This is a genomic window from Mesorhizobium sp. P2_D5 (genome assembly GCF_056404355.1).
Genome location: NZ_JBFUEE010000004.1, coordinates 208,872 through 235,125, shown reverse-complemented (window position 1 = coordinate 235,125; position 26,254 = coordinate 208,872). Strand labels below are relative to the sequence as shown.

Genomic DNA, 26,254 nt, shown 5'->3' with positions numbered 1-26,254 from the left:
CACCGCCCCGGACGATGCCTGTCAGGCCTTCGCGGTCTTGGCGCCAGCGCCCAAAGCCGCCGTGCGCAGTACGTAGTAGATGGTGCCGGCGATGCCAACGCCGAAGAACCAGCCATAGACACCCCACCAGGACGGCAGCCAGTTGGTGAAGTTGGGCAGGATCGACGAGAAGATGGCGCCGATGCCGGCGGCGATGAAGGCATTGACGTGCCAGCCGCCCTGGAAGCGGAACTCGCCGTCCTCGCGATAGAGTGCTTCGACGTCGACCTCACCTTTGCGGATCAGATAGTAGTCGACCATCATCACCCCGAAGATCGGTCCCATCGTCGCGCCGATGATGTTGACGAAGGAGGCGGCACTGCCTTCCCACGGCGCGAAGGGGTAGAGCACCAGCGCGATCAACGCCGCGATATAGCCGCCCTTCTTGAAGTCGATCTGCCTGGGAAAGACGTTTGAGAAGTCGAAGGCCGGCGACACGAAGTTGGCGACGACGTTGATGCCAAGCGTCGCCACGGCGAAGGTCAGGGCCGCAAGGGCTGCCAGGTACCAGCTGTCGAATTTCGCCGAGATCTGGTCGGGGTGCAGCAGCACTTCGTGATAGACGTCGTAGGCGGCAATAGTGGTGACGCCGGCGACCAGTGAGAACAGGATGAGGTTGACCGGCAGGCCCCAGATGTTGCCCTTGCGCAGCGACGCCTGATCGGGCGCATAGCGGGCGAAATCGCAGAAGTTGAGATAGAGCGCCGAAAAATAGGTCACCCAGATCGCGGCCACCGCAAACAGCGCGGTCCACGAGCCCGGCGTGCCTGGCACGCCCGCATCCTTGGTCTTCTCCAACAGCACGTCCATCGGGATGTCGCTGGTGAAGGCGAAGGTTCCGGATTTGACGCATAGGTAAATCGCCAGGATCAGCATCATCACCCAGACCGCCGGACCCGCCCAATCCTGGAAGCGGCGCACCGTCTCCATGCCGCGCTGGATGATCAGAAGCTGCAGCGCCCAGATAACGACGAAGCAGATCACTTGCAGGCCGGAATGACCGAGGAAATGCGAGTTGGCGTTGAGATCGGCGAACCATTGCGAGCGGATCAAGAGTGCCACGATGGCGCCGGAGGCTGCCGACGTCTGCGCGCCGTACCAGAAGCAGGCGACGATGGCGCGCACCAGCGCCGGTATGTTGGCGCCCCAGATGCCGAATGAGGCGCGGGCGAGCACTGGATAGGGCACGCCAGTCTTCACGCCGGCATAACCGACCATGTTCATCAGCGCGTAGATGATCAGCGAACCGATGCCGATGGCGATTATGAAGTTGACGAAGCCGCCACAGAACAGGAACAGGCTGGCAGCCAGGTAGTAGCCCCAGAGGCTGTGAACGTCCGACGTCCAGACGTTGAAGATCGAGAATGGTCCCCAGTTTCGAATTTTGGCCGGAGCCAGATCCTCGTTGTACAGGTCAGGTGAAGCACCCTGTATTGTCATTGCAATGTTCCCCTTTTGCAGCACGCGCCCTCACGCGTTGGCCGCTCGCAGGGTAAGCCTGACGTCGGGGAACGGACAAGCAACCTATTTGCCGGCTTTGGCCTTAAAGATATTCAATGAGAACTGCGATTATCGACGGGGCGCAATGGTGGGCCGTTTCGCGTTTGCCGGTCGAATGATTCGAAATTCGGCATATGGCGATTTTTTTATGATTCCGCTTCTTTACACGGAACCAAATCGTGGATGGTACGTTTCGTAGGGTTCGATCGCGTGCATCGCGGTCAACCGGGAGGAAATAATGGATTATCTGCACTTCTTTTCGCCTGTGCGGATTTCGCGCGGGCAGGGGTATCCTGCTGAAGAAATCGATAGTGTTGCCGAGGCCATGGTGTTCTTGAGGAAATGGCCGACAGGACGGCGCGGTCCAGTCTATCAGTGCGCGCTCAATTGCTGCTCGGCCGCAATGTCGGGCCAGATGTCGCCCGAGGAAGCAAGGAAAGCGTTCACAGGCTTTGCCCGCATCACGCGCCTTCTCGACGATGACATGGCGTTACCGGCAGCCAGCGAAAGCATGGCAAAGGTGTACGCGCTGCGGCGGTAAGGGCCTGTTGTTTTGACGGTCATGCGAGGGTCTCGCGCCGTGACGGCGCGGGTCTTGGTTTGAGATGTGCCCCGACATCAGCGGTCGAAAGATCCTCCGGATCAGGCGCTTGCCTCAGGTGGCTCAGGTGACGGAATAACGGTCGATCACCCATAACCAGGTGCCGTCGCGTTGCCGACGGGCAACCTCGCTGGTCACGTCGCCATCGGGAAGTCGGGTCGATGTGAGGGCAAGGTCGCCGCAAACGAGCGCCGGCCGCTGCTCGCCCACGGCAAACTTCCGTCCTGACGCGACGATTTCGGCATAGTAGTTGTGGATGGCCTCCTTGCCGCGCAGCAAATTTCCGCCGCCACGGTCGATCACCGCATCGGGTTCGAACAGAGCCGTCATGCCGTCGACGTCGCCCGCGTGCTGCCGCGAAACCAGCAACGGCTCCAGTTGCTGGGGATCGTAGACAGGTTCTCTGTCGGCTGTGTCGTCCATGCTGACCTCCGCACGTCATCTAGTCGGAATCATATCGCAAAAGCTCTAGGCGTGTCGGACCGGGACTAGCGTAAGCAGGATGCACCCGTAGCTCAGCTGGACAAAGCGCTACCCTCGCAAGGTGGAGGCCACACGTTCGAATCGTGTCGGGTGCGCCACTTCGGTATGAAACTGCGAACCTCGACGCGTTGCGCGAGCGCATGCAATGGTCTCGCCAGTACATTCCATCGTCGTTCTGCAACTGGGCTACAGGGCCGAAATAAACGCATATCCATGCCCCTCTTTGACTATTCTGCCGATGCCTGGTCGTCCTAGGTGAGCGCCGGCTAGCCAAATTTGTGCCCCCGCTGCGTCTTGGAGCAGCTTGATCCGGCTAGCCCTCGCCATGGACTCGTCAGTGTCATAAGCCCAAGTAAGCTCGGGACGGGCAAACTGTGCAGCAGGAACGTGGATCAGGTCGCCGCAGAATAAGATATCGTCCTCGCCAGTGCTGAGGAGATAGCCCATATGGCCCGGAGCATGCCCGGGTATCGCCACCGCCAGCAAATGTTCGTCCAGCCGGTCTCCTCCACTGATTGGGGCCAGGAGTGGCCGAAAATCCGCTAGTCGTGGCTCGGCGAGGAAATCCTCAACGGCGTCCTCCGCAATCACGATCTTGCTCAAGTTTCTGAATGCTCGCCGCCCGTCAGGCGCAAGAAGACCGTTGATGTGGTCGCCATGGGCATGGGTGAGGGCGACCATCGTGAGGGATGACGTGTCGATGCCTGCCTCGAACATGGCCTTCTCGAGGTGGCCCATGGACGGGTCCCAGCTTCCTCCCGCTCCACAATCTATCAAAACGCGGTCGATGCCGAAGCGATCGAGCAAGAAGCAGTTGACCGAAAGTCGAACGAGCGCCTCTTCCCGTTGAGGCGATGCTGTCTGCATATATATCTTGTCGTTCGGATCTCTGAGCAATTGGGCCGGCAGGTCGACATATCCGTCGGAGAGCGACCAAACCTTCGATGATCCCGAAGCACAGGCCATGGTGTTGGGGCTTTGAGACAGCAATTTCACGGGTAACCTGCCAAGCGCGGTGATCCAATTTTCTATTGCGGGACTGAAGCCGTCACGTTTTCGAAGTCACCACCTTCTGAACGATCTTCCAGGTTCCGTTGACCTTCAAGCATGACAAGAGGTCCGTGAAGTGGCGTGGCGGCACCCGCAATCTTACCTTCAGAAGCGCGAGGTCTCTTTCGACGTCAATCGATAGGATCTCGTCGTCACGCTTCACGCCCTGTTGTTTTGGAGCTTTCGTGTTGCGGACGACTGCAAGCCACATCGCAACCGGCGTTACGCCCACGTCGCCGTCGTCGGCGACCTTCGTCACTGAACTCGAGGGATGAAATATGGATGCAAATTTCTCAGCATCCATCTCATAGGCGGCGTCAAAATAGGTCTGTGCCAGGGTGCGCAAAGCGCGAACATCGGTATCCATGGGTCACCTCGTTGTTACGTCCAACCATTCCGTACACGTGGCAATCACGCGACGAGCACCAGGCAAGCCGGTGACGAGTCGACTTTCTGTCGGTCAAACCTAGGACAAGGGCACTTATGAGACTAGATATGTTGCACAGGATGGTGTCATGAGTGAGATTCATAAATCATGGGAAATGAGCTGAATGAACTCGCTGCGTTTGCAGTCGTCGCCAGCGAGCGAAGCTTTACACATGCAGCCGCGAAGCTGGGCGTCTCCCAGTCCGCCCTGAGCCACACGATCCGGCGACTTGAGCAGCGTCTCGAGCTCCAGCTTCTTGCTCGGACGACCAAGAGTGTGGCGCCAACCGCAGCGGGCGCAGCTCTTTTGAAGGAGCTGTCTCCGGCGCTTGAGCAAATTACTCGTGCGCTGGACAAAGCCCAAAGCGTTCGCCACCGACCTGCGGGACGCCTTAGAATTGTAATGTCACGGTCGGCTGCGACGATGGTATTATTGCCGAGGCTCACTGCATTCGCCGAGGCTTACCCTGACGTCGTTCTTGACGTTGTCACTGTCACTGGTCCCGTAGACATTGTCGCAGGCGAGTTCGATGCCGGTATTCAACTCGGCGAGTATATTCAAAAGGACATGATCGCGGTGCGCGTCTCGCAGGAGTTGCGTTTGGCGGTAGTGGGATCGCCCGGCTATTTTGCGTCACGAAGCATTCCTCGGAAGCCCAAGGATCTAAATGATCATCGATGTCTAAACCTGCGTCTTCCGAACGGTCCGTATCGGTGGCAGTTCGAGCAGGGACGCAAGGCGATCACAATCGGTGTGAACGGCCCGCTCGTAATCGACGATACCAACCTGGTGATTCAGGCGGCGCTCACCGGAGCCGGCCTTGGGCTCGCTTATGAAGAGCAGGTTGCGGGGCATGTTACTGAGCACCGCCTCATTCGAGTGCTTGAGAACTGGACGCCCCCTATTCCCGGCTTCTTCATGTATTACCCCAGTCGCCAGCATCAGCCTGCTGCACTAACTGCGCTGGTAAACACGCTGCGATGTTCTAAATAGCCGTCGCGCGGAGGCATCAAGCAGTCAGAATTCGGCTGGGAAGGTTCGAAATATGGCATCGATGATTACCTGGAGCTGAAATCCTCGTGTATTGGTGGCCCCCCTCGACGGAAGGCGGTGCCGACTGCCTATGATTGAATGGGAAAATTCGATAATTTCGTGTGCACTTGGCAAGGTCTAGCGATTTAGTGTTAAAGGAAAAATGCTGAAAAATCAGGAATTTAGAATAGCCATTGCACCTATGATGGATTGGACGGATCGGCATTGCCGGTTCTTCCATCGCCAGCTGACCAGCCGTGCGCTGCTTTACACCGAGATGGTGGTGGCCGACGCGGTTATCCATGGCGCGCGCGAGCGGCTGCTTGGCTTCGATGCGGCGGAGCATCCCGTCGCCTTGCAGGTCGGTGGCTCAGATCCCGGAAAACTCGCCGAGGCGGCGCGCATCGGCGAAGCCTTTGGCTATGACGAGATAAACCTCAATGTCGGCTGCCCGTCCGACCGCGTCCAGTCGGGCGCTTTCGGCGCCTGCCTTATGAAAGTGCCTGACCTCGTCGCCGACTGCGTCGCGGCGATGAAAGCGGCGGTGGCGATTCCCGTCACCGTCAAATGCCGCATCGGCGTCGACGAGCAGGATCCCGAGCCGGCGCTCGATACGCTGGCGGACGGTGTTTTCGAGGCTGGCGCCGACGCGCTGTGGGTGCATGCGCGCAAGGCGTGGCTGGAAGGGCTGAGCCCCAAGGAAAACCGCGACATCCCGCCGCTGGACTATGGCCGCGTCTATCGGCTGAAGGCCAGAAAACGAAACGAATTCATTGGCATCAACGGCGGCATCCAGTCGATCGAAGAGGCGCGGGCGCATCTCGACCATGTCGACGGCGCCATGCTTGGCCGCGTCGCCTACCACACGCCTGGCATCCTGGCCGGCGTCGACGCCGCCTTCTACGGCGTCGAGTCCGACGCGTTCGATTTCGCCGCGCTGATCGATGCCATGGCAGAGTACGCGGCCCACCATATCGAACAGGGCGGGCGGCTTGGCCATGTCACCCGCCATATGGTCGGACTGTTCCATGGCTTGCCCGGCGCGCGCCGCTACCGCCAGATCCTGTCCACCGATGCGACCCGGCCCGGTGCCGGACCGGACGTACTGAAAACGGCCTTCGCAGCCGTAGAGTTCGGTGGAGCGGCGGCCGAAGCCGCCTGACGCGTTAGGTCGGGGTCAATCCCTGAGGATCATGCGGTCGCCGCGCACATCGAAGCCCGACAGCGAGCCGATGAAGTTCATGCCAAGCAGGCTCTGGCTGAGCATACCGGGTGCCGCGATCATCACCGGCATGTCCTTGCGCACGATGCCGCCGATCGCCAGTTGATCGGTCTTGACGGCCGCGGCGCGCGCCATGCCGTTGGCGGTTGAGACCGGTATGGTGTAGTTGAGCGCCGCTGGATTGAATCCGGATGCCTGGGCGTCCTCGGACGTCAACACGGTGCTGGTCGCGCCGGTATCGACAACAGCCCGCACTGGATTGCCGTTGACCAGGATGCGGGCTTCGAAATGGCCATTGTCCGCCTTGTCGAGTGTCACCGTCGCGTGGCCGTCCTCGACGCCCAGAGCCAGCGGGCTGCCGGGAACAAGGCCCGCGGTGACCCGACTGGCGACATCCTGCAGTTCGTAACGATACTGGTAGCCGGCGATCAGCGCGAGCGCGATGGCCGGCCAGGCGCCAAGGTTCCGGGCCATGGCACCCAGGGGCCTGCCCGAGCGAAGCAGGCCGGCGCCGACCAGCGCGCCAAAGGCGCCAAGCCAGATCAGCCGGCCAAAATCGTAATTCTCGACGCCGAGCGTGCTGCCGGCGGAATCGGTGAGCATGAGCAGGACTGCTCCCATCCCAATTGCGGCAATCAGTATCCAGAACAGGCGGTTCATCTGTGTGGTCGCCTCACGAAAGCGCGTCGCGTTCGCGCGTCATACGAGCGCGGCGCGTTTCCCGTCGCGGCCGACGCTCGACCGTTTCCAGACGGGCAGGCAATTCAGCCATGACGGAGCGACGCGTTTCGGGCGTCATGCCGATCCAGGCGCCGATTTCCTCGCGCGTGCGTCCGCAACCGAAACAGAAGCCGGTTTTCATGTCGATCGAACAGACGAGGATGCACGGGGATTCGATGACCGTCATGTCTTTCTCTTGAGGGTTCCATTAGGAATCCCTTGTTGCACCTCCACATGGTGCAACCGCAAAGCCAATGCAAGCCCTCGCAATTACGCCTTTCGCGGCGACCTTTGCGGCAAATGCGTGAGCATGATCCAGGAGGTTGTGCCAACCGCGCAAGGCGGCTATGCCGCTCACCAACTCCAGGGAATGAATGCCGACGACATGACCAGCGCGCTGCCTTTCGATGATTTTCGCAACCTGCTGGCCAATTTGCCGGCGGCCGACACGATTGCCGAGGTCCGTGTTCGAACGCTGTTTGCCAAGGCCGACAAGCCCGTCAATTCGCTTGGTCGCATCGAGGACATTGCCGCCTGGCTCGCGGCCTGGAGCGGGCGGGCTCCGCCCGCCGTGACAAGGCCGTTGATGGCGGTCTTTGCCGGCAACCATGGCGCCACCCGGCATGGCATTTCGCCACGGCCGGTGGCGGCGACGGCCAACGCGGTCGAGCTTTGTGCCGCCGGAGGTGCTGCCATCAACCAGATCTGCATTGCCAATGATCTCGGGCTGAAGGTTTTCGATCTCGCCCTGCACATCCCGACCGCCGACTTCACCGAGGATGCAGCATTGGACGAGCGCGGTTGCGCCGCCACCATGGCCTTTGGCATGGAAGCGATCGCGGGAGGCACCGACCTGCTTTGCCTCGGCGATCTCGGCGTCGGCAACTCCACTGTTGCTGCGGCCCTGTTTGCGGCGCTGTTCGGAGGCAAGGGCGCCGACTGGGTCGGCCCGGGATCCGGCGCCGGTGCGGCGATGCAGGTACGCAAGGCTGAAGTGGTCGATGCGGCACTTGCCTTTCACGGCGGCCATCTCGGTGACCCGTTGGAGGCGCTGCGCCGGGTCGGTGGCCGGGAATTCGCAGCGATCGCCGGCGCCATCCTCGCCGCGCGGATGCAGAAGATACCGGTTCTGCTCGACGGATTTGCGGCAACGGCGGCTGCAGCAGTGCTGCATGCCGCCAACCCCACGGCACTCGACCACTGCCTTCTTGCCAGCGTGTCGTCGGAGCCCGCGCATGCTCGGGCCGCCGAACGCCTCCGTCTTCGCCCGTTGCTCGACCTGGGCATCGGCCATGGTGAGGGAGCAGGGGCCGCTCTTGCCGCAGGCCTGGTCAAGGCAGCGGCGCTGACCAGTTCAGGCATGGCGGCGGCCGTTCGGGGTTAGACGCCAGACACACGAGCGAAGTCTGCTATCGCCGCCGCGCCGCCACCGCCGCGGTCGGCAGCGCCGGCAGTTCTTCCATCACCCGGCTCAGCGGGAAGATGGCGATCGCTTCGGTGCCTTCGCGCAGCTTGGAATGAAGTTCGAACTCGCCGCCATGCATGGCGAGCAGGCCTTGCACGATCGGCAGGCCGAGCCCGGTACCTTGCTCGGCGCTCTTGATGGCAATCGAGCCCTGACCGAAGGCCGAGAGCACCACCGGGATTTCGTCTTCGGGGATGCCGGGACCGTTGTCCTTGACTGAAATGTACTGTCCGCCACCCGCCGTCCAGCCGACGCGAACGCGGATTTCGCCGCCGGTAGCCGTGAACTTGATGGCATTCGACAGAAGGTTGAGCGTGATCTGCCGCACCGCCCGCTCGTCGGCAAACAGGCGCAGCAACTCATGCTCGAAATCCTGGACAATGCGGATATCCTTGTTGCGGGCCCTCAATTCCATCATGTGACAGCAATCCTCGACGATGTTGAGCAGCATCACCGGCTCCTCGTTGAGCTGGTAGCGGCCGGCCTCGATGCGCGACAGGTCGAGGATCTCGTTGATCAGGTCGAGCAGGTGCTGGCCGGATTCATGCACGTCATGGGCGTAGTCGCGATAGGTCGGGTTGCTCATCGGTCCGAGCACCTCGTTCGACATCACCTCGGAAAAGCCGAGAATGGCGTTGAGCGGCGTGCGCAATTCGTGGCTCATCGAAGCGAGGAACCGCGATTTCGCCAGATTGGCGTCTTCCGCCCGCCGCCGTGCCTCGTCCGACATCGACTTCGCCGTCTCCAGTTCGGCGACCAGCGCATCCTTTTCGGAGCGGAACGACAACAGCATCAGGGACGCGCGGTTGAGGTGACGGGCGACATAGGCGAAGAAGGGCAACGACACGACCAGCAGCCCCGCCATGATCGCCCCGACCGGCATCCACAGCTTGACGCCGGCATAGGCGTAGAGCGCCACCGGAACGGCAAAGGTCGCCAGCAAGGCGCCGCCCAGGGAGGAGGTCATGACAGCGGTGGCCGCCATGGCGACCAGCAGCACCACCGCTTTGACAACCTGGAACTGGTCGGGCAGGCAAGTGCTGCAGCCAAGCCAGACGAACCACCCCCAGCCGAGACCGCAAAGGAAGTGGCCGATCAGCAATTCTCTTTGTGTTTGCAGGGGGTTGAGCTCGGAAGCTTCAGTACGCTCAATGCGCCGCGCCAGGAAGGTGACGATGATGTAGCAGGCGAGCGTGAAAAGGGCCCAAAGGCCGATCTCATTGCCGACGCCGGCAAACCGGCCGGCTGCCGCGATCGCCAGAACGAGCAGCGGGATGGCGATGGCGCCGCTTGTCATCGCGCGGGCGTGGAGCTTCAGGAGTTCGCGATCAAAGTCGGGATTGCCGGCCTGCTGCGAAAGACGGTCGCGCGTCTTGCGCACCGCGCGCGCGACATCGCTGTTGCGATGAGGTTTCCTGCGGTCCACAATGAACTTGTCCGCTGTGTTCGAGCGTTGCAAGGGCATGAAACTTCAATTTATGCGAGCAGCGGTTTCCAAGTGTTAAGCTACGTTCGAATGATTAACCAACCGTTTGCCATATGAGCCGTTCGTGGGGCACGAGGCCGCGCCGCAGATACGCTGCGCCACCCCGAAGCCTGTGGCGCCGTCTGATGGATTACGCGCTTACCGTCATCATTCTCGGGTTGCTGATCCTGCTGGCGGCTCGTCTCGACCGGGTGGAAACACGCAAGACGGAGGGTGTGGCAATCGTCAACGATGGCGATTCGATCACGCTTGGCGCCGAGCGTGTCCGTATGCGCGGTATAGACGCTCCGGAATATACGCAGACCTGCCGCAGGAATGGCGCCGACTATCCCTGCGGCACGCTTGCGCGCCAGGCGCTGGTGCGACTGATCGCCGGCAAGCCCGTCTCCTGTACCGGCTGGCAGCGGGACCGCTACGGCCGGTTGCTTGGCAACTGCACCGCCGGCGGCAAGGATCTCAACCGCGCGCAGGTGGAGGCGGGCTGGGCGGTTGCGTTTGGCGGCTTCGAGCGCGAGGAGGCCACGGCCCGTGCGGCAAGGGTCGGCATGTGGGCGGGTACATTCGACCGGCCGCAGGACTGGCGGGACAGCCATCACGGCGAAGTTGTCGAGAGAAAGCACGGCACGCTGGCGTCGATCGGCGATGCCGTGCGTGAGATTTTTCGGTTCTGGTAAAGCCCGTAAGGGGCTGAACTCTATGGTTGTTGGGAAACCGGGAGGATGGGAATGAAGTTGTTCGACGGTGGCCGCGCACCCAATCCGAGGCGGGTCCGCGTTTTCCTGGCCGAGAAGGGCATTACTGTTCCGCTGGTGCCCATCGACATGGGCGCGCTGGAGCACAGGAAGCAGTCGGTCAGTTCGCGTAACCCTTTGCAGCGTCTGCCGGTGCTTGAACTCGACGACGGCACCATCCTCACCGAATCCGTCGCCATCTGCCGTTATTTCGAGGAGTTGCAGCCCGAACCGGCCCTGTTCGGGCGTGGCGCGCTCGGCAAGGCGCAAGTCGAGATGTGGCAGAGACGGATGGAATTCAACCTGCTCAGTTGCGTCGCACAGGCCTTCCGTCACATCCACCCGGCGATGAAGGAATGGGAAATTCCGCAGATTACCGAATGGGGCGAGGCCAACAAGCCCAAGGCCGTGGAATTCCTCAGGCTGCTCGACGGTGAACTGGGCAACCGGGAGTTCATCGCCGGTGACAGCTATTCGATTGCCGACATCACCGGCCTGATCGCCGTCGACTTCATGAAACCGGCACGCATCAAGGTGCCGGACGAATGCGCCAATGTGTTGCGCTGGCACCAAGCCGTTTCCAGCCGGCCGAGCGCCGCCGCCTGACCATGATCCTGAAAAGTGGAAGCCAGTTTTCGGACGAGATCATGATCGACGAGGATGCGCTCGAAAGCTTCGCCGAGACGGTTCGCGCTTGCCGCATCTGCGTCGAAAATCCGATCGGCAAGCCACTGCCGCACGAACCGCGACCGGTGTTGCGACCATCGTCCAGCGCCCGCATCCTGATCGCCAGCCAGGCGCCGGGAACCAAGGTGCATATCACAGGCATGCCGTTCACCGACGCCTCCGGCGACCGCCTGCGCAGCTGGCTCGGGGTGACGAGCGAGGAATTCTACGACATCGATAAGTTCGCCATCATGCCGATGGGCTTTTGCTTTCCCGGCCAGGATGCCAAGGGTGGCGACTTGCCGCCGAGGCGCGAATGCGCGCCGGCGTGGCGCGCGCCGTTGATGGCGTTGATGCCGCGGATCGATCTGGTGCTTACCATCGGCATCTATGCGCAGGCCTGGCACATGCGTGCCGTGCGCCGACCTTCGCTGACCGAAACGGTGATGGACTGGCGTGCCATCTGGGATCAGCCCGGCAGCCGGAAAGTGCTGCCGCTGCCGCATCCGTCGTGGCGCAACACCGGCTGGCTGAAGAAGAATCCATGGTTTGAAATGGATTTGCTGCCATTCCTGAGATCGGAAATCCGCTATCGTCTCGATTGAACTTTCAGCAAGAAATCACTCGCTTTTTGGCCGATCGGCAGAATTTCTTTCTTGTGAAAGGCTCCAATAAGGCGGAATATAGCCAATCTATTCCCCCGGAGAGAAAAAGATGGACCGCCTCGATAGAAAAATTCTCCGCCTCTTGCAGGAGGACGCGACACTCGCGGTCGCCGACGTTGCCAAGAAAGTCGGGCTGTCGACGACACCTTGCTGGCGGCGCATCCAGAAGCTCGAGGAAGAGGGCGTCATCAAGCGGCGCGTCGCAATCCTCGACCATGAAAAGGTCAATGTGCGGGTCACCGTCTTCGTGTCGATCCGCACCAATTCGCACAGCCATGAATGGCTGCGGCGGTTTTCCGAGGTCATCCAGGAATTTCCCGAAGTGGTCGAGTTCTACCGCATGAGCGGCGATGTCGACTATCTCTTGCGCGTCGTGGTGCCCGACATCGCCGCCTACGATGCCTTCTACAAACGGCTGATCGCCAAGATCGAGATCCGCGACGTGTCGTCGTCGTTCGCCATGGAGCAGATCAAATACACGACCGAGATCCCACTGGATTACATGGTGCTGGACAAGGAATCTGGCGCCAACGCCGCTTGAGCTGACCGGGCTTCTCAGTTCTTTTTCTTGTTGAGGAAGCTCCAGGGGGAGTTCACCGGCAGCGTGATCGTGTCTGGCACGCTGTCGACGCTCACCACGTCGGCCTTGCGCACGGTGTAACCGGACTGGATGACGCTGACGCCATCGAGAATGAACAGCTGGCTTTTCTCCATATCCGACTTCAGCGCGCCGGTGACGGCAACCGGCTGATAGGCCTCCGACATCTTATAGGGGTGGGATGGCGTGACCAGCACGATCTGGTTGGGCGGCGGCGTCGGCATGTGGCTGCAGGCGCCCGTCCAAGGCACCAGCAGGAACTGATAGACAAGGTCGCCGTCGCGATCGACGGGCAATGCATAGCCTGCTAACTGGATAGTCTTGTCCTGCAGATTCAGGGACAGCGTCTCGCCATGGTCGGGCAATTTTGCCGCGATCATTGGCAGCCCGACGTTTTCGGCTGCGGTCTGCGTCGCCGGGCGCAGATCCCTCCAGAATATGTGTGCGGTCTCGGCCGAGGCATCGGCGGTAAGGGCCACAAACAGCGCGGCTGCGAGCGCTATGGATGATCTGATATCGTTGCTCATTGGCCGCTTCCTTTGGACCCGAGTAGAGACGCCGTTGCCAATGGCGTCAACGCTCGAGCCGCATCACATGTCTGCGAGAACCGGCCATGCCGATCTCGTGGAACCCGCGCGCCGCAAACATGTCGCGAAAGCCCATGAAGCTGTAACTCGGCGATGCCTGATCGACCGGATAAGCCTCGATCGTTCCGGCCCCCTTGGCGAAGGCGTGATCGATGGCGCCGTCGAGCAGCGCGGATGCCAGGCCACTTCCGCGCAAAGCCCTTGGCACGTAGAAACAAACGATCGACCAAATATCGGTCTCGCTGTCGTCCTGTTCGCGTGAAAGCTTACGATAGGTCTGGCGTGGTGCGACCGAGCACCAACCAACGGTCTTGCCATCAAGATGGGCGAGGATTCCGACCGGCGTGCCGGCATCGACAAGCGCCATCATGGCCCGCCTTTTCTCGTCGCTCTCGACATGCTCGCGGCTGGGCAGATGGCGCCACGCCATGCACCAGCAATATTTCGGTGCGCCCGGCTGTTCGAACAGGGTTTCGAAATCCGCGCGTGTCGAGCGCGTCACTTCCGTAAAGCGGATTTCAGGTCCGTCAGCCTTTCCTGGCGGCGAGGCGCTCGAGCGTCCTGGCATCCGATAGTTCCTTCACAGCATCCTTGCCGATCCAGCGCGCCGTCTTGTCGGTCGATTGCGCGAGCCTTTCGGCGACGGCAAGCGCAGCACCGTGAATATCAATCGATCGCTTTCCGATCGAACGAAGGGCCCAGTTGACGCCCTTCTTCACAAAGTTGCGGCCGTCGGTGGCATGCGCTTCGATGATGGGCAGGAAGGCGAGAAAGGTCGCTTCCGGTTCTTTCTTCCGGTGGACGACGGACCAGGCCATCATGGCAAACGCCGTGCGTCGAACGAATTCCCGTTCATCGGCCGCGAACTCAGCGATCAGGTCTTTCCAGGCGTCCGTGTCGACGAAGAGATCGGAGACGCCGTCGACGATATCCCAGGAGTCGAAACTCGACGCCCATTGCCTTGCATCCGCTGCAGAAAACCGCTTCGGATCGGCCGTGACGGAAGCGATGAACTGCGCCTCCATGATGCCCGTCTGCCACAGCGCGAAAGCGCGCTCATGGTTGCGCTTGATTTTCCTGGCAATCTGCCGCTGCACGCCATGCGAGATGCCGAGCGCACGTTCGATCTTGATGCCGTAGCGCAGCATGCCACGGCGATTTTCCTCCGAGCCTATCGAGCGCAGATGCGCGACGATTTCGTCGGCACTGGATTGGGGCGAAAGCTCGGTCATCGCGAATCTTATTTTTCCAGGCGCGCCAGCAGCGAGGACGTATCCCAACGCTTGCCGCCCATCGCCTGCACATCCTTGTAGAACTGGTCGACAAGTGCTGTCACCGGCAGTTTGGCTCCGTTGCGGTCGGCCTCGGTCAGGCAGATGCCAAGATCCTTGCGCATCCAGTCGACGGCGAAGCCGAAATCATATTTGCCGGCATTCATCGTCTTGTGCCGGTTCTCCATCTGCCAGGAACCGGCCGCACCCTTGGAAATCACCTCGATCACCTTCTCGATGTCGAGCCCAGCCTTCTTGCCGAAATGGATGCCTTCGGCCAGACCCTGCACGAGGCCGGCGATGGTGATCTGGTTGATCATCTTGGTGAGCTGGCCAGCACCAGCCGATCCCATCAAGCCGACCATGCGGGCATAGGCATCGATGACGGGCCTGGCCCTGTCGAAAGCTTCCTGCTCGCCGCCGACCATGACCGTCAGTACGCCATTCTCGGCGCCTGCCTGGCCGCCGGAGACCGGCGCATCGAGAAACGAAAAGCCACCGGCCTGCGCGGCCGCCGCCAGTTCGCGCGCGACCTCGGCCGAGGCCGTTGTGTTGTCGATGAAGACCGAGCCTTTCTTCATCGATTTGAAGGCGCCTTCCAGACCTGTCGTCACCGAACGCAGATCGTCATCATTGCCGACGCAGGAGAAGACGAAATCCTTGCCCTCGGCCGCCTCTGCCGGCGTCAGGGCGAGGCTGCCGCCATACTGGCCAACCCATTGCTCGGCTTTGGCCTTGGTGCGGTTGTAGACGGTGACGTCATGGCCACCCTTGTTCCTGAGGTGCCCGGCCATTGGATAACCCATCACGCCAAGACCGAGAAATGCCACAGATGCCATGATTTTATCCTTCAGGCGGAAACGAAATTTGCTGCGAAAGCTCTAGGCTTTGCGCTCAATTCGTCAAGTCGGCTGTGGGCTGATCGACTGGTGCAGGGAATTGGTCAACGCTTTAGGTGAATTGTGATCCGGCGTTCGATCCATTCAATGCCATGACGCAATATCTCGACCATGACGAGGTAGACGACGGCGACCCAGATATAGGCCTGAATGTCGAAGGAGTTGGCGAAGGCGAGCTTTGCGTTGCCCATCAGGTCGTAGACGGTGATGATGGCAACGATGGCCGAAGCCTTGATCATCAGGATCAGCTCATTGCCATAAGGCCGCAAGGCAACGATCAACGCCTGCGGCAGGATGATCTTGCGCAAGGTCTGCAGTTTGTGCAGGCCTAGGGAAGCAGCGCCTTCCCACTGGCCCCTGGGCACGCTCTCGATGGCGCCACGCAGGATTTCGGCCTGGTACGCGGCGGTGTTGAGCGCAAAGGCAAAGACGCCGCAGTTGAATGCATCCTTGAAAAAATCCCAAAGCGTGAATCGGGCGACGGTCAGCCCGTCGCTAAACACGGGAAGGTAGATGCCGAATTCGCTGAGTTGCGGCCGGAAAGAGCCGACGCCGTAATAGACCAGAAACGTCTGGACCAGCAGCGGCGTGCCACGGAAAAAGTAGACATAGCAATAGGCGAGGCTGGATAGGATTCGGTTCTTAGACATGCGGCCGTAGGCGACAGGGAGCGACAGTATGGCACCAAGCACCATCGCTATGGCGACCAGCGACAGGGTGACCCCAAGCCCGCTCAGATAGGCCGGCGCATACTTGGCAAAGAAGGCCGGATTCCAGGCAAGGACGAGATAGGCAACAATGCCCAGGCCGAATGCTATCCACAGGCCGACGAGCGCATAGCCGGCGATGCGGGGACGCGGCCAGCCCCGCGCCCGTGGCGGTGGCCGTTCGACCATGGTGGCTGTAGCGCTCATCGTTGTGCCTCCCGCCGGCCGAGCGAGCGCAGGATGGCGCTGGTGGCGAAGGACGACACGATGGCCAGGCCGAGAAAGACCAGGGCCGCCACGCTGTAAAACAGGAACGAGTGCTTGGTAACGCGAGCCGCCACACCGGCATTGCGCAGCGTCTCGGCGAGACCGACGACCGACACCAGCGAAGTATCCTTGAGCAGACTAAGCCAGCAGTTTTCCAAGCCGGGAAACGCGATACGAAGCAGCTGCGGCAAGATAACCTTGCGCATGGTCAACCAGTTGGAAAGGCCAATGGCATAGCCGCCCTCATACTGGCCCTTCGGTATGGCGCGGAATGCCGACAGGAAAACTTCGCTGGCATAGGACGAGAAGATCAGGGAAAGCACGATCATGCCGGCGACGAAGCCGTTGACGTCGATGGTCGCGTCGGGCCGGAAATACCGGATGAGATGCTGCAGCAGAATTGGCACGCCGAAGAAAAACAGGAAAAGCGTCACCAGTTCCGGCAGGCCGCGGAAGACCGTGGTGTAGATGTTGGCGGCGAGGCGCAGCGAGGGTTCTTCGGACTGTTTGGCGTATGCAATGAAAAAGCCGATTGTCAGCCCGATCGGCAGCGTGGCGAGTGCGAGCGCGACGGTAACCAGGGCGCCATAAGCGATATCATCAAGCCAGCCATCGGGTCCCCAACTGAGAAGTGTCCATAAGCTCTGGGCTGGCATTGACTGGTCTTGTCTCCACGGCGATCACAGAAGACCTAAAGGCGGCGGGGGACCCCCGCCGCCTTTGTCATATTATCAGGATTCGGCGCCGAAGACGTCGAACTTGAAGTACTTGTCGTTGATTTCCTTGTACTTTCCGTTGGCGCGAATGGCTTCGATGGCCGCATTGAACTTGTTGACGAGATCGGTCTCGCCCTTGCGTACGGCAATGCCGGCGCCCGGTCCGAAGATGTCGACCGGTTGCGGCGACGGCTGGCCGAGAATCTTGCAGCATGCGCCATCAGGCGAATCCAGCCACTGCTGAAGCACAACAATATCGTCCTCGATGGCGTCGAGGCGACCATTGGCAAGATCTGCCTGCTCCTCGGGGCTGCTCGGATAGCCCTTGACGGTGCTGTCAGTATAAGTCTTCGAGGCATAGTTGAAATGCGTGGTCGTGGTGGCGACACCAATGGTCTTGCCAGCGAGATCTGCCTTGGTCACGCCTTTCAGGGTGCTGTCTTTAGGCACGGCCAGGGCCGACGGCGTGTTGTAATATTTGTTGGTGAAGTCGACCTTCTCCTTGCGCTCCGGCGTGATCGACATCGAGGCGACGATGGCGTCGAACTTGCCGGCCTGGAGAGCGGGGATGATGCCGTCCCAATCCTGGGCGACGAAGGTGCACTTGACCTTCATCTGGTCACAAAGCGCCTTGGCGATGTCGATGTCGAAACCGACGAGCTGGCCATCGGCGGTGAGGTTGTTGAAGGGTGGGTAGGCGCCTTCGGTGCCGATCCTCAGGGTCTTTTCCTGGGCCTGGGCTACGCCGAGCGTCAGCAGCGCAGCCGATGCGGCAAGCGCGATACGCAGTGCAATACGCATGATAGTCCTCTCTTTATGGTCCCGGCCGTCGTTCCAAACGGCTCTGTGGGGCGGTGCTTTTGACCGCCCGCTGGCGCGATACTCCCACTCTTTCCAAGAAAAAAGCAACTGCAAAACCGCAAAAAGGGGCAAGGCTATTCTGCCGCTGCGTTAGCTCTCAAGCAACGAGCCCAGTGTCCCGCTCGATGAAGTCGGCTATTGATTTCACATCGTCGAGATCGAACACCGGCAAGAGCTCGCCTTCGGCCGCAAAGTCGGCGGCGACAGCGACGATGTTGGGATCCGTTGCCGATAGAGGCGTGCGGTCCTTCGCTTCCAGCCGTCGGGTTTCGATCTTGCGGTGGGCTTCGCGCTTGTAGCCTTCGACCAGCACCAGATCGCACGGTGCGAGCCGTGACAGAATCGCCTCCAATGTCGGCTCACTCTCACCGCGCAGTTCGTGCATCAGCGCCCAGCGGTTTCCTGACACGATCGCGACTTCGGTGGCGCCGGCCTGCCGGTGGCGGAAGCTGTCGGCGCCCGGCTTGTCGATGTCGAAGTCATGATGGGCGTGTTTCACAGTCGACACCTTCCAGCCGCGCCGGACAAGTTCGGTGACCAGCCTTTCGGTCAATGTCGTCTTACCGGAATTCTTCCAGCCGGTGATGCCGAAAACGTGTCTGTTCATGATTTCATGCTCCGCAACAAACGATCGGCCTGAACAAGATCATCGGGCACATTGATGTTGAAGAAAGGGTCGACCAGTTGGCCTGCGGATTGCGGAACCGGGAATTCCACCTCGACAAATCCATGCCGGTCGATGAAGGCCGAAACCCGCCTGATATCCTCATCGACCAGAAAGTGCCGCAAGGCGTCCCGGCAGTCCGTCGGCCACAGCGCGAAGGTCGGATGCCGCTTGCCGGCCGAGCAAGCAACGGCAATCGAACCGGGACGCTGATCGGTTTCTGTCGCCAGTCGTTCGACAAGATCCAGCGGCAGGAAGGGCGTGTCGCCGGCAACGGTGACGACAGTCTTGCAAGCCGTGTTGGCTGCGACCCATTCGAGGCCGGTCAGGATTCCGGCAAGCGGGCCGGCAAAACCGGTCACAGTGTCGGCAAGCACTGGCAGCTCGTAGCGTGAGAAGCGTGTGGCGTCGCCGTTGGCGCTGAGCGCGAGGGGGGCGACCTGCGGGCCAAGGCGGGACACGACCTGGTCAAGCACGCGACCACCGCCAAGCGGCAACAGGCTCTTGTCGCCACCGCCCATTCGTCTTGACTGGCCGCCGGCCAGAATGATCCCCGCAACATCTCGCTTCATGCCACCGAGCCTGTACGCCAGCCGTCGGAAATCACAAGAGCCGGCTAGATTCCATCCGGGACCATGCTTGGCCCGGTGCTCTCGGCAACGATCTTACGCCGGCCGACCACTCGCTCGCGGTAAAGCGCATAGAGGCCGGAGCCGATGATGATCGTTGCGCCGACGATCATCGGCAGGTCAGGAATGTCGGCGAAGACGAACAGGCCAAGCAGGATCGACCAGATCAGGGCCGTGTAGCGGAACGGCGCGATGAAGGAGATGTCGCCCGCCCGCATCGCCATGATGATGAACTGGTAGCCGATGAGCACCAGCACCGCGGCGAGCGCCAACAAGGCGGTGGTGTTTCCCGTCATCGGCGTCCAGCCCCCCATCGGCGAAAGCAACGCGGCTCCCAGGATTGTCATGGCAAACGCGGTGGCGGTCGACACCAGCAGCGTCGGAATGGCCTTGGGAATCCGCTTGGTGGCAAGATCGCGTACCGCACAACAGGCAACGCAGGCCAGCGCCACCAGCGAGTAGACGCTGAACCCCTCGAAACCTGGCCGCACGATGACCAGCACACCGGCAAATCCGATGGCGATGGCCAGCCAGCGCCGCCAACCGACGCCCTCGTTGAAGACCAGTGCCGCGCCCATCGTCACCGCCAGCGGCAACGCCTGGAGGACAGCCGAGACACTGGCGATAGGCAAATGGGCGAGCGCGATCAGGAACGTCACCGTGCCGCCGGCTTCGCCGAGGACGCGCAGCGCCACCATTGGCTCGAGCATCGAGCGTAGCCGAACGAGGGCACCGCGCTGCCAGGCAAGCGAGCCGACGAACAGGGTGGCAAACGCTCCCCTGATCAGCATGACTTGCGCCATGTTCATCGATTGCGACGAGTATTTGGTGATGGCGTCGTTGAGGGTGAAGCCGGCCATCGCCACCACCATGAACAACGCGCCGCGAAGGTTTGGAGAAAGGGGCAAGATGACTACCGGCTCTGCTTTGCTTAAAGCCTGTAGCAGTCGGGCATGAAACAGCAACAGCAAAGGGCTGGGCCACAGGATTGTCCGGTGCCCAGAATATCGGCTGCCATGGCGGCAGACCTTATTTCTTCGGCGTCAGAATTTCGGTGCCGTTGCCTTCCTTGCCGGCGATCGTCCACAGGCCGTGCAGCGACCCGTCATCCTCGACCTTGTAGACGACAAGCCCGATGTCCTTGCCCATCACATAGCCGGCCGAGAAGGCGTCGTCGTTGCGCATGCAGATACCGTCCGAGGACGAGCCGCCCGTCTCCCAATGGATCGCGCAGGTTGTCCCGCTGGTCAGCGTGATGGTGGCTTCGCCACCATAGGCAGAGCCGTCGAAATTGGTGCCGGCGACCGTATACGTGCCGCCGATCGACTGGGCCGCAGCGGGCAAGGTGGCGAGGCCAAGCAATGCGAACGAAAGAAGAAGTTTGCGCATGGTGTATTCCCCCGGAGCGAAAGACCGCTACGAGACGGAGGCTAAGCGGGAAAACGCCACCGGTAAATCAGGCGAACATTCGCGTGCGGAGATTTGTCCACGGTGTGGCCGAAAATGCTCATGGTCCCTTGAGGCTGCCGGCGATGGCGCCGACCAGCGGATCGTATTTCGATTTCAGGGCCGGCGGGTAATCGATCCAGACCGTTCGGATGACGCCATCCCGGCCGAACAGGCGTCGCTCGTAAAAGATCTTTCCATCCTTCAAGCCCGACAGCACCGCCCAGTCCTTGCCGGCCTTGCTGTAGGTGACCTTGTAGCCGGGTTCATCGCTGGCGTTCTCAGCCGCGACGAACCCTTTGGGCGTGTCGTCGTCGACGTTGAGGATGCCCGAGCAGATCAGGCTGGCGCCGTCGGCACTCAGCCATGCCTGTCCGTCGCCATTGTCAGGCTCGGGCTGGCGGTCGGTGAAGATGTCGTCGGGAAAGGTGCAGACGGTGCCGAAGCGCTCATTGGTGTAAGTGAATGGCGCGGCAATGGCGTTTGTCGCTGCAATTGTTGCGATAACCGCCAGAAATGACGAACGACTCAGCATATCCCGCCTCGAAGCCAATGACCCGGAGGCGATCCTGCATGAATTTCGCGCAAAGATCAGCCGCCGGTGACGCTCATGTGCCGCGAAACGGAGGGCCGGCTGGTGCGGCGGTCGATGATGAAGTCATGGCCCTTCGGCTTGCGGCCGATCGCTTCGTCGATGGCCTCGGCAACCAGCTCGTTGCCTTCGGACGCACGCAAGGGCGCGCGCAGGTCGGCGGCATCCTCCTGGCCGAGGCACATATAGAGCGTGCCGGTGCAGGTCAGCCGGACGCGGTTGCAGCTTTCGCAGAAATTATGCGTCATCGGCGTGATGAAGCCGAGCCGTCCGCCGGTCTCGGCGACATGCACGTAGCGGGCCGGGCCGCCGGTCTTGAAGGGAATGTCGGCCAGCGAGAACTGGCGTTCCAGCGACGCACGCAGCAGCGACAGCGGCAGGTACTGGTCGGTGCGGTCGGCATCGATCTCGCCCATCGGCATGGTTTCGATGACCGTCAGGTCCATGCCGCGGCCATGCGCCCAGCGCATCATGTCGGGCAGTTCGGCGTCGTTGAAATCGCGCAGCGCCACCGCGTTGAGCTTGACCTTCAGCCCGGCCGCAAGTGCTGCATCAATGCCTTGCATGACCTTGTCGAGATGGCCCCAGCGGGTGATCTTGTGGAACTTGTCGGCATCGAGCGTGTCGAGCGAGACGTTGATGCGCTTGACGCCGCAATCGGCGAGCTCGGCGGCGAAGCGCGACAGCTGCGAGCCGTTGGTGGTCAGCGTCAATTCTTCCAGCGCGCCGCTTTTGAGATGCCGCGACAGCTGGCGCACGAGGTGCATGATGTTCTTGCGAACCAGCGGCTCGCCGCCGGTGAGGCGCAGTTTCCTGACGCCTTTTTCGATGAAGACGGTGCACAGCCGGTCGAGTTCTTCCAGCGACAGCAGGTCCTTCTTCGGCAGGAAGGCCATGTCCTCGGCCATGCAATAGGTGCAGCGGAAGTCGCAGCGGTCGGTGACCGACACCCTGAGATAGCTGATGGTGCGCCCAAAAGGATCGATCATGTCCATGCTTCAAGCAATTCCCGTGGCCGTGAGCGGCATCGTTATATACCGCTATGTGATACGATCCGGCCTGCCATTCAAGATACCGCTTCTCGATCTTTGGTAACATTCCCTGGCCGACATCGCATGTCGGCTCACCTCAACGGCCTTTTCCCTTCCGGCGAAGCAGCGTAGGGAAGGGTGGATTGCCACGGGATCGAACATCATGACCGCACCCAGGGAACTCCGGGTCTCGAAGGACCGCAAACTGCTGTCGGTCACCTTTCCCGATCATCGGCCGTTCGAACTGCCGGCGGAGCTGTTGCGTGTCGCTTCGCCATCGGCCGAAGTGCAGGGCCATTCGCCGGACCAACGGGTGACGGTCCCCGGCAAGCGCAATGTGGCGATCCTGAAGATCGAGCCGGTCGGCAACTACGCGGTGCGCATCACCTTCGATGATTTCCACGACACCGGCATCTTCACCTGGAATTACCTGCACACGCTCGGCCACGAAAAGGACGAGCGCTGGAATGCCTATCTCGCCGAGCTTGCGGAAAAGGGCTTGAGCCGGGACCGCTAGGCCGTCGCTGTCGTCAAAACGTCATCGATGTGGGGTAGCGCCGGCAAAGGTTTGGAGACGAGGAAGATGTCGGTCATCACCACGGTCGAGCAGCTCGAGGCGCTCTATGGCGTTCCAGGCGAGGCTTCGTTGGTCAAGGAACTCGATCACGTCATTCCGGAATACGCAGCCTTCATCGAGGCCTCACCCTTCGTTGCGCTGGCAACCAGCGGACCGGAGGGCCTGGACTGTTCGCCGCGCGGCGATCTCGCCGGTTTCGTGCGCATCGTTGATCCCAAAACGCTGATGATGCCGGACCGTCGTGGCAACAACCGCGCCGATTCGCTGAAAAACATCATCCGCGACCCGCGCGTCGGTCTTTTGTTTCTCGTGCCGGGCTCCGGCACGACGCTGCGCATCAACGGTCGGGCCCATATCACGACGGATACAGCGCTGTGCGCGTCGTTCACCGTAGACGGCAAGGCGGCGCGCTCGGTCACTGTCGTCGATATCGATACGGTCTACTTCCAATGCGCCCGCGCCATTGTCCGCTCCGAGCTGTGGAACCCGGCGAGGCATGTCGACCCGAAGTCGCTGCCGACGCCCGGACAGATCCTGGAAATCACCAGCCGCAGGAACATCGACGGCGAGACCTACGACAAGGAATGGCCGGAGCGGGCGAAGAAGACGATGTGGTAGGTTTCGGGGCTGAAAGGGCTAGAGCATGATGCCGAAAAGTGTGAAGCGGTTTTCGGACGACATCATGCTCGATCTCTTTGATTTAGAGGCGGATTCAGATTTCAGGTCGATCCGACCTGAAATCATCCGGCTCTAGGCGTCTTTCAGCACATCATAGATCTTGCGCATCTGCTCGCCGATCATGTCGCATTGTTCCGGTGTCGACTGGCTCATCGCCTTCTCGATCAGCGCCATGTGCACTTTCAGCGCCTGCATCAGCAGCGCCTCGCCGGCTTCGGTCAGTGCAAGCCGCAGGATGCGCTTGTCCTTCTCGTCGCCTTCGCGGCGCAGCAGGCCACGCGCCTCCAGCTGCGGCAGGAGCATTGTGATGTTGGAGCGGCCGACGAGCAGCTTGCGGGCAAGGTCGTGCTGCGACATGCCGGGGTGGCGATAGAGGTTCATCAGCACGTCGAGCTGCGCCGGCTTCAGGTCGAGCGGCGCCAGTTTCGTCGCCAGCGTGCGTTCAAGCACATGGCAGGCGCGCGCCACCGCGACCCAGTTGCGAAAACGCGGGTTGTCCCAAGGTAACTCTTGTTTATTGTTCATCTTTGAACTATTATGTTCATGCTTGAACGTATGGATGGATTCTCACTATGGCATCAATCGGGCTGAAGGTCATCCGGCGGGTGTTTGGTGCGGCTGAGCGTATTGCGCCGCGCCTGACCGGACGCGCGGCTTTCGAACTGTTCTGCCGCACGCCGAATGTGAAGGCGCTCAGCGATGGCGAGCGCCGCGCCGTGGACCGTGCGGCTGCGTTCATGACCGAGGCACGCCATCACCGGCTGAAGACCGAGACCGGCTGCGTCATGGTGCACGAATTCCGGCCGGAGCCGGGCAGGGCGGCCGCCGGCACGGTGCTTGTCGTGCATGGCTGGCGTTCTCGCACCGAATATATGCGTGCGCTGATCGAAGGGTATCGCGCGGCCGGCTACAGGGTGGTTTCGCTTGACCTGCCTGGCCACGGCCAGTCGCAGGGCCGACGGCTGAACATGGTCAATGCCGTGGATGCGGTTCGGGTCGCCGGCGAATGGTTCGGCCCATTCGTGGCTGTTGTCGGCCATTCCTTCGGTGGCGCCGTCGCCGCCAATGCCCTCGCCGGTTCGGTCAAGAACATCCCGCCGCTGGTGGCCGGACGCCTGGTGCTGATCGCGGCGCCCAGTTCCTTGCCGGCGATCTTCGCCGACTTCAGCCGCATGCTCAATGTCGGACCTCGCTCGCAGGCCGCCATGGCGGACCGTGTCGAACATCTTTCCGGCCGGCCGCTGCACGAATTCACCGGCGACCGCCAGCTCGCCGATGCGCCGGTGCCGACCCTGGTCATCCACGCACCGGACGACCGTGAAGTTCCGGCCGACCATGCAACACGCTATGCCGGCGCCGGCGGCCATGTGCGGCTCTACTGGGCCGACGGGCTCGGCCACCGCCGCATCCTTGCCGACAAGGGCGTGGTCGGACGCGCGGTCGGTTTCGTCGGCGAGCATCGCGAGCCGTCGCTGCTGCACTGAACGGCCATCGAGGCTATTTCTTCTTCCCGCCGGGCTCGACCGGCAGTCCGGCCGCCTTCCAGGCGGTGTAGCCGCCAAGGATGTGCTTGACCGGCGATAGTCCCATGTCCTGCGCCGTCTTGGTGGCCAGCGCCGAGCGCCAGCCGCCGGCGCAGAAGAAGACGAAGCTCTTCCCCGAAGCGAAGAACGGCTTGTGATAGGGGCTTTCGGGGTCGATCCAGAATTCCAGCATGCCGCGGGTGACATGCTTGGCGCCGGGAATCCTGCCGTCGCGTTCGACCTCGCGCGGATCGCGCAGGTCGACGAAGATGGTGTCTTCATCGTCAAGCAGCCCGGCCGCTTCCTCCGGCGACACCACCTCGATCTCGGCATTCGCCTCATCCAGCAGTTCGCGATACCCTTTTTTCACAGGCTTGTCCTCCCGACCGGCTGGCTGTCTGGATTTGCAGCACAATGGCCGGCGTTTGTCACGCTCTGTCCGTGCCGGCCATCGTCTGCCACGCCGCCATCGCGCCGGCCACGGTTGCCAGAAGCGCCGAATGCGAGGCGCCGTCGCGGGCCTGGATCGACATGCCGTGCTGGACTGTAGCGTAGAAGGTGGCGGCAGCGCTGCAGTCGAAGCTCGCAGGCAGTTCGCCTTCGGCAACGCTGCGTTCGAGACGCGTGCGCAGGGCGGCATGATTTTCGGCGCGCCGACGGCGCAGATCGTCGCAGATGGCGCCGCGGCTGGAGTCCTGATGCAAAGCGCCGAGCGTTATCAGGCAGCCCTGCGGGCGATCGGTCTGCGCGTAGGCTTTCGCCGTGAGGCATAGAAATTGTTCGATCGCCTGACGCGCGGTCGGCGCTTCCTCAAGCGCCAGCCAGATGTCGGCACCCTCGGTGCGCGAATAGAAATCGGTCGCCTCGAGGAACAGCGCCTCCTTGCTGCCGAAGGCGGCGTAGAGGCTGGGCGAGTTGATGCCCATGGCGGCGGTCAGCTCGCTCATCGATGCGCCTTCGTAACCGCGAGCCCAAAAAACCTCCATCGCGCGGTGCAGGGCTGCGGTTCGATCGAAGGTGCGGGGGCGGCCTCGTTCCGACATGACGCTCTTTTCTGTGTTGATCGATACATAATTCAGTTGACGCGGCCGGGCAAGGCTGACAGTTATTTATGTATCGAT

At 61.5% G+C, this 26,254-nt stretch carries 34 protein-coding genes and 1 tRNA gene; 12 read left to right on the top strand and 23 right to left on the bottom strand.

Annotation, left to right across the window (positions count from 1 at the left end; genetic code table 11):
* Positions 1 to 21 precede the first annotated feature (21 nt).
* The gene (locus tag AC1DYW_RS18840; RefSeq protein ID WP_477227247.1) at positions 22 to 1,479 is read right to left on the bottom strand and encodes an NCS1 family nucleobase:cation symporter-1; all 1,458 of its coding nucleotides are present in this window, start codon (positions 1,477 to 1,479) and stop codon (positions 22 to 24) included.
* 298 nt (positions 1,480 to 1,777) lie between these two features.
* Here AC1DYW_RS18840 and AC1DYW_RS18835 point away from each other — a divergent pair, with 298 nt between their 5' ends.
* The gene (locus AC1DYW_RS18835) at positions 1,778 to 2,080 is read left to right on the top strand and encodes a DUF982 domain-containing protein (protein ID WP_457154190.1); all 303 of its coding nucleotides are present in this window, start codon (positions 1,778 to 1,780) and stop codon (positions 2,078 to 2,080) included.
* 123 nt (positions 2,081 to 2,203) lie between these two features.
* Here AC1DYW_RS18835 and AC1DYW_RS18830 read toward each other — a convergent pair whose 3' ends face one another.
* Positions 2,204 to 2,563: a YybH family protein gene (locus tag AC1DYW_RS18830; RefSeq protein WP_457154191.1), complete on the bottom strand. Its 360-nt coding sequence runs from the start codon at positions 2,561 to 2,563 to the stop codon at positions 2,204 to 2,206.
* Between the two features lie 81 nt (positions 2,564 to 2,644).
* On the opposite strand from AC1DYW_RS18830, the gene AC1DYW_RS18825 reads away from it, so the two are divergent.
* Positions 2,645 to 2,721 (top strand) — tRNA-Ala (locus AC1DYW_RS18825).
* An 88-nt stretch (positions 2,722 to 2,809) separates the two neighbouring features.
* On the opposite strand, the gene AC1DYW_RS18820 is transcribed toward AC1DYW_RS18825, so the two are convergent.
* Together AC1DYW_RS18820 and AC1DYW_RS18815 are read right to left on the bottom strand one after the other, a co-directional pair.
* Positions 2,810 to 3,619 carry an MBL fold metallo-hydrolase gene (locus AC1DYW_RS18820; protein WP_457154192.1) on the bottom strand — a complete coding sequence of 270 codons (810 nt, stop codon included), beginning with the start codon at positions 3,617 to 3,619 and terminating at the stop codon, positions 2,810 to 2,812.
* Between the two features lie 52 nt (positions 3,620 to 3,671).
* A complete protein-coding gene (locus AC1DYW_RS18815) occupies positions 3,672 to 4,040 on the bottom strand; it encodes a nuclear transport factor 2 family protein (RefSeq protein ID WP_457154193.1) in 369 nt (122 codons plus the stop codon).
* Positions 4,041 to 4,208: 168 nt separating this feature from the next.
* Here AC1DYW_RS18815 and AC1DYW_RS18810 point away from each other — a divergent pair, with 168 nt between their 5' ends.
* Complete coding sequence (locus tag AC1DYW_RS18810; RefSeq protein WP_457154194.1) at positions 4,209 to 5,093, top strand: LysR substrate-binding domain-containing protein; 885 nt, start codon at positions 4,209 to 4,211, stop codon at positions 5,091 to 5,093.
* A 202-nt stretch (positions 5,094 to 5,295) separates the two neighbouring features.
* On the top strand, positions 5,296 to 6,294 hold the full coding sequence (gene dusA, locus AC1DYW_RS18805; RefSeq protein ID WP_477227246.1) for a tRNA dihydrouridine(20/20a) synthase DusA: 999 nt from the start codon (positions 5,296 to 5,298) through the stop codon (positions 6,292 to 6,294).
* 15 nt (positions 6,295 to 6,309) lie between these two features.
* Here dusA and AC1DYW_RS18800 read toward each other — a convergent pair whose 3' ends face one another.
* Entirely contained in the window at positions 6,310 to 7,014 is a 705-nt protein-coding gene (locus AC1DYW_RS18800; protein WP_477227245.1) for a TIGR02281 family clan AA aspartic protease, read from the bottom strand.
* Between the two features lie 13 nt (positions 7,015 to 7,027).
* Complete coding sequence (locus AC1DYW_RS18795; protein ID WP_095091520.1) at positions 7,028 to 7,261, bottom strand: DUF1289 domain-containing protein; 234 nt, start codon at positions 7,259 to 7,261, stop codon at positions 7,028 to 7,030.
* A 198-nt stretch (positions 7,262 to 7,459) separates the two neighbouring features.
* Here AC1DYW_RS18795 and AC1DYW_RS18790 point away from each other — a divergent pair, with 198 nt between their 5' ends.
* Complete coding sequence (locus AC1DYW_RS18790) at positions 7,460 to 8,458, top strand: nicotinate-nucleotide--dimethylbenzimidazole phosphoribosyltransferase (protein ID WP_457153122.1); 999 nt, start codon at positions 7,460 to 7,462, stop codon at positions 8,456 to 8,458.
* Between the two features lie 25 nt (positions 8,459 to 8,483).
* Here the strand turns inward: AC1DYW_RS18790 and AC1DYW_RS18785 are convergent, their stop codons facing one another.
* Positions 8,484 to 10,004, bottom strand: coding sequence for a sensor histidine kinase (locus tag AC1DYW_RS18785; RefSeq protein ID WP_477227244.1), 1,521 nt, complete (start codon positions 10,002 to 10,004; stop codon positions 8,484 to 8,486).
* Between the two features lie 74 nt (positions 10,005 to 10,078).
* Here AC1DYW_RS18785 and AC1DYW_RS18780 point away from each other — a divergent pair, with 74 nt between their 5' ends.
* From AC1DYW_RS18780 to AC1DYW_RS18765, 4 genes are all read left to right on the top strand, one after another.
* Positions 10,079 to 10,699: a thermonuclease family protein gene (locus AC1DYW_RS18780; protein WP_477227243.1), complete on the top strand. Its 621-nt coding sequence runs from the start codon at positions 10,079 to 10,081 to the stop codon at positions 10,697 to 10,699.
* 51 nt (positions 10,700 to 10,750) lie between these two features.
* Complete coding sequence (locus tag AC1DYW_RS18775; RefSeq protein WP_477227242.1) at positions 10,751 to 11,362, top strand: glutathione S-transferase; 612 nt, start codon at positions 10,751 to 10,753, stop codon at positions 11,360 to 11,362.
* Entirely contained in the window at positions 11,302 to 12,027 is a 726-nt protein-coding gene (locus AC1DYW_RS18770; protein ID WP_477227241.1) for a uracil-DNA glycosylase family protein, read from the top strand. The genes AC1DYW_RS18775 and AC1DYW_RS18770 overlap by 61 nt, the downstream gene beginning before the upstream one ends.
* Positions 12,028 to 12,136: 109 nt before the next feature.
* Positions 12,137 to 12,628 carry an Lrp/AsnC family transcriptional regulator gene (locus tag AC1DYW_RS18765; RefSeq protein WP_006205209.1) on the top strand — a complete coding sequence of 164 codons (492 nt, stop codon included), beginning with the start codon at positions 12,137 to 12,139 and terminating at the stop codon, positions 12,626 to 12,628.
* Positions 12,629 to 12,642: 14 nt separating this feature from the next.
* Here the strand turns inward: AC1DYW_RS18765 and AC1DYW_RS18760 are convergent, their stop codons facing one another.
* The 13 genes from AC1DYW_RS18760 to moaA form a co-directional block, all read right to left on the bottom strand.
* Positions 12,643 to 13,212: a DUF3299 domain-containing protein gene (locus tag AC1DYW_RS18760; protein WP_477227240.1), complete on the bottom strand. Its 570-nt coding sequence runs from the start codon at positions 13,210 to 13,212 to the stop codon at positions 12,643 to 12,645.
* A gap of 46 nt (positions 13,213 to 13,258) precedes the next feature.
* Positions 13,259 to 13,840, bottom strand: coding sequence for a GNAT family N-acetyltransferase (locus AC1DYW_RS18755; protein ID WP_095091526.1), 582 nt, complete (start codon positions 13,838 to 13,840; stop codon positions 13,259 to 13,261).
* Positions 13,800 to 14,504, bottom strand: coding sequence for a DNA alkylation repair protein (locus tag AC1DYW_RS18750; RefSeq protein WP_477227239.1), 705 nt, complete (start codon positions 14,502 to 14,504; stop codon positions 13,800 to 13,802). Before AC1DYW_RS18750 ends, AC1DYW_RS18755 begins: the two co-directional genes overlap by 41 nt.
* Positions 14,505 to 14,512: 8 nt before the next feature.
* Positions 14,513 to 15,382, bottom strand: coding sequence for an NAD(P)-dependent oxidoreductase (locus AC1DYW_RS18745; RefSeq protein WP_477227238.1), 870 nt, complete (start codon positions 15,380 to 15,382; stop codon positions 14,513 to 14,515).
* Positions 15,383 to 15,486: 104 nt separating this feature from the next.
* Positions 15,487 to 16,356 carry an ABC transporter permease gene (locus AC1DYW_RS18740; RefSeq protein WP_477227237.1) on the bottom strand — a complete coding sequence of 290 codons (870 nt, stop codon included), beginning with the start codon at positions 16,354 to 16,356 and terminating at the stop codon, positions 15,487 to 15,489.
* The gene (locus AC1DYW_RS18735) at positions 16,353 to 17,072 is read right to left on the bottom strand and encodes an ABC transporter permease (RefSeq protein WP_095091530.1); all 720 of its coding nucleotides are present in this window, start codon (positions 17,070 to 17,072) and stop codon (positions 16,353 to 16,355) included. Before AC1DYW_RS18735 ends, AC1DYW_RS18740 begins: the two co-directional genes overlap by 4 nt.
* Before the next feature lie 75 nt (positions 17,073 to 17,147).
* Positions 17,148 to 17,933, bottom strand: coding sequence for an ABC transporter substrate-binding protein (locus AC1DYW_RS18730; RefSeq protein WP_095091531.1), 786 nt, complete (start codon positions 17,931 to 17,933; stop codon positions 17,148 to 17,150).
* A gap of 157 nt (positions 17,934 to 18,090) precedes the next feature.
* A complete protein-coding gene (mobB, locus tag AC1DYW_RS18725) occupies positions 18,091 to 18,600 on the bottom strand; it encodes a molybdopterin-guanine dinucleotide biosynthesis protein B (protein ID WP_477227236.1) in 510 nt (169 codons plus the stop codon).
* Positions 18,597 to 19,229, bottom strand: coding sequence for a molybdenum cofactor guanylyltransferase MobA (mobA, locus tag AC1DYW_RS18720; RefSeq protein ID WP_477227235.1), 633 nt, complete (start codon positions 19,227 to 19,229; stop codon positions 18,597 to 18,599). The genes mobB and mobA overlap by 4 nt, the downstream gene beginning before the upstream one ends.
* Before the next feature lie 44 nt (positions 19,230 to 19,273).
* A complete protein-coding gene (locus tag AC1DYW_RS18715) occupies positions 19,274 to 20,194 on the bottom strand; it encodes a DMT family transporter (protein WP_477227234.1) in 921 nt (306 codons plus the stop codon).
* A gap of 121 nt (positions 20,195 to 20,315) precedes the next feature.
* The gene (locus tag AC1DYW_RS18710; RefSeq protein WP_095091535.1) at positions 20,316 to 20,675 is read right to left on the bottom strand and encodes a hypothetical protein; all 360 of its coding nucleotides are present in this window, start codon (positions 20,673 to 20,675) and stop codon (positions 20,316 to 20,318) included.
* Positions 20,676 to 20,793: 118 nt separating this feature from the next.
* The gene (locus AC1DYW_RS18705; RefSeq protein ID WP_477227233.1) at positions 20,794 to 21,267 is read right to left on the bottom strand and encodes a hypothetical protein; all 474 of its coding nucleotides are present in this window, start codon (positions 21,265 to 21,267) and stop codon (positions 20,794 to 20,796) included.
* 56 nt (positions 21,268 to 21,323) lie between these two features.
* A complete protein-coding gene (gene moaA / locus AC1DYW_RS18700; RefSeq protein ID WP_477227232.1) occupies positions 21,324 to 22,319 on the bottom strand; it encodes a GTP 3',8-cyclase MoaA in 996 nt (331 codons plus the stop codon).
* Between the two features lie 199 nt (positions 22,320 to 22,518).
* Between moaA and AC1DYW_RS18695 the strand changes: the two genes are divergently transcribed.
* Positions 22,519 to 22,872: a gamma-butyrobetaine hydroxylase family protein gene (locus tag AC1DYW_RS18695; protein WP_095091538.1), complete on the top strand. Its 354-nt coding sequence runs from the start codon at positions 22,519 to 22,521 to the stop codon at positions 22,870 to 22,872.
* Between the two features lie 66 nt (positions 22,873 to 22,938).
* Positions 22,939 to 23,550, top strand: a complete 612-nt coding sequence (locus tag AC1DYW_RS18690; protein WP_095091539.1) for a pyridoxamine 5'-phosphate oxidase family protein — start codon at positions 22,939 to 22,941, stop codon at positions 23,548 to 23,550.
* 132 nt (positions 23,551 to 23,682) lie between these two features.
* Here AC1DYW_RS18690 and AC1DYW_RS18685 read toward each other — a convergent pair whose 3' ends face one another.
* Positions 23,683 to 24,135, bottom strand: coding sequence for a MarR family winged helix-turn-helix transcriptional regulator (locus AC1DYW_RS18685; RefSeq protein WP_378916515.1), 453 nt, complete (start codon positions 24,133 to 24,135; stop codon positions 23,683 to 23,685).
* Positions 24,136 to 24,182: 47 nt separating this feature from the next.
* Between AC1DYW_RS18685 and AC1DYW_RS18680 the strand changes: the two genes are divergently transcribed.
* Complete coding sequence (locus tag AC1DYW_RS18680; RefSeq protein WP_477227231.1) at positions 24,183 to 25,094, top strand: alpha/beta hydrolase; 912 nt, start codon at positions 24,183 to 24,185, stop codon at positions 25,092 to 25,094.
* A gap of 13 nt (positions 25,095 to 25,107) precedes the next feature.
* On the opposite strand, the gene AC1DYW_RS18675 is transcribed toward AC1DYW_RS18680, so the two are convergent.
* Together AC1DYW_RS18675 and AC1DYW_RS18670 are read right to left on the bottom strand one after the other, a co-directional pair.
* Entirely contained in the window at positions 25,108 to 25,503 is a 396-nt protein-coding gene (locus AC1DYW_RS18675; protein WP_184874214.1) for a rhodanese-like domain-containing protein, read from the bottom strand.
* Between the two features lie 58 nt (positions 25,504 to 25,561).
* Complete coding sequence (locus AC1DYW_RS18670) at positions 25,562 to 26,176, bottom strand: TetR/AcrR family transcriptional regulator (protein WP_477227230.1); 615 nt, start codon at positions 26,174 to 26,176, stop codon at positions 25,562 to 25,564.
* Positions 26,177 to 26,254: the final 78 nt, after the last annotated feature.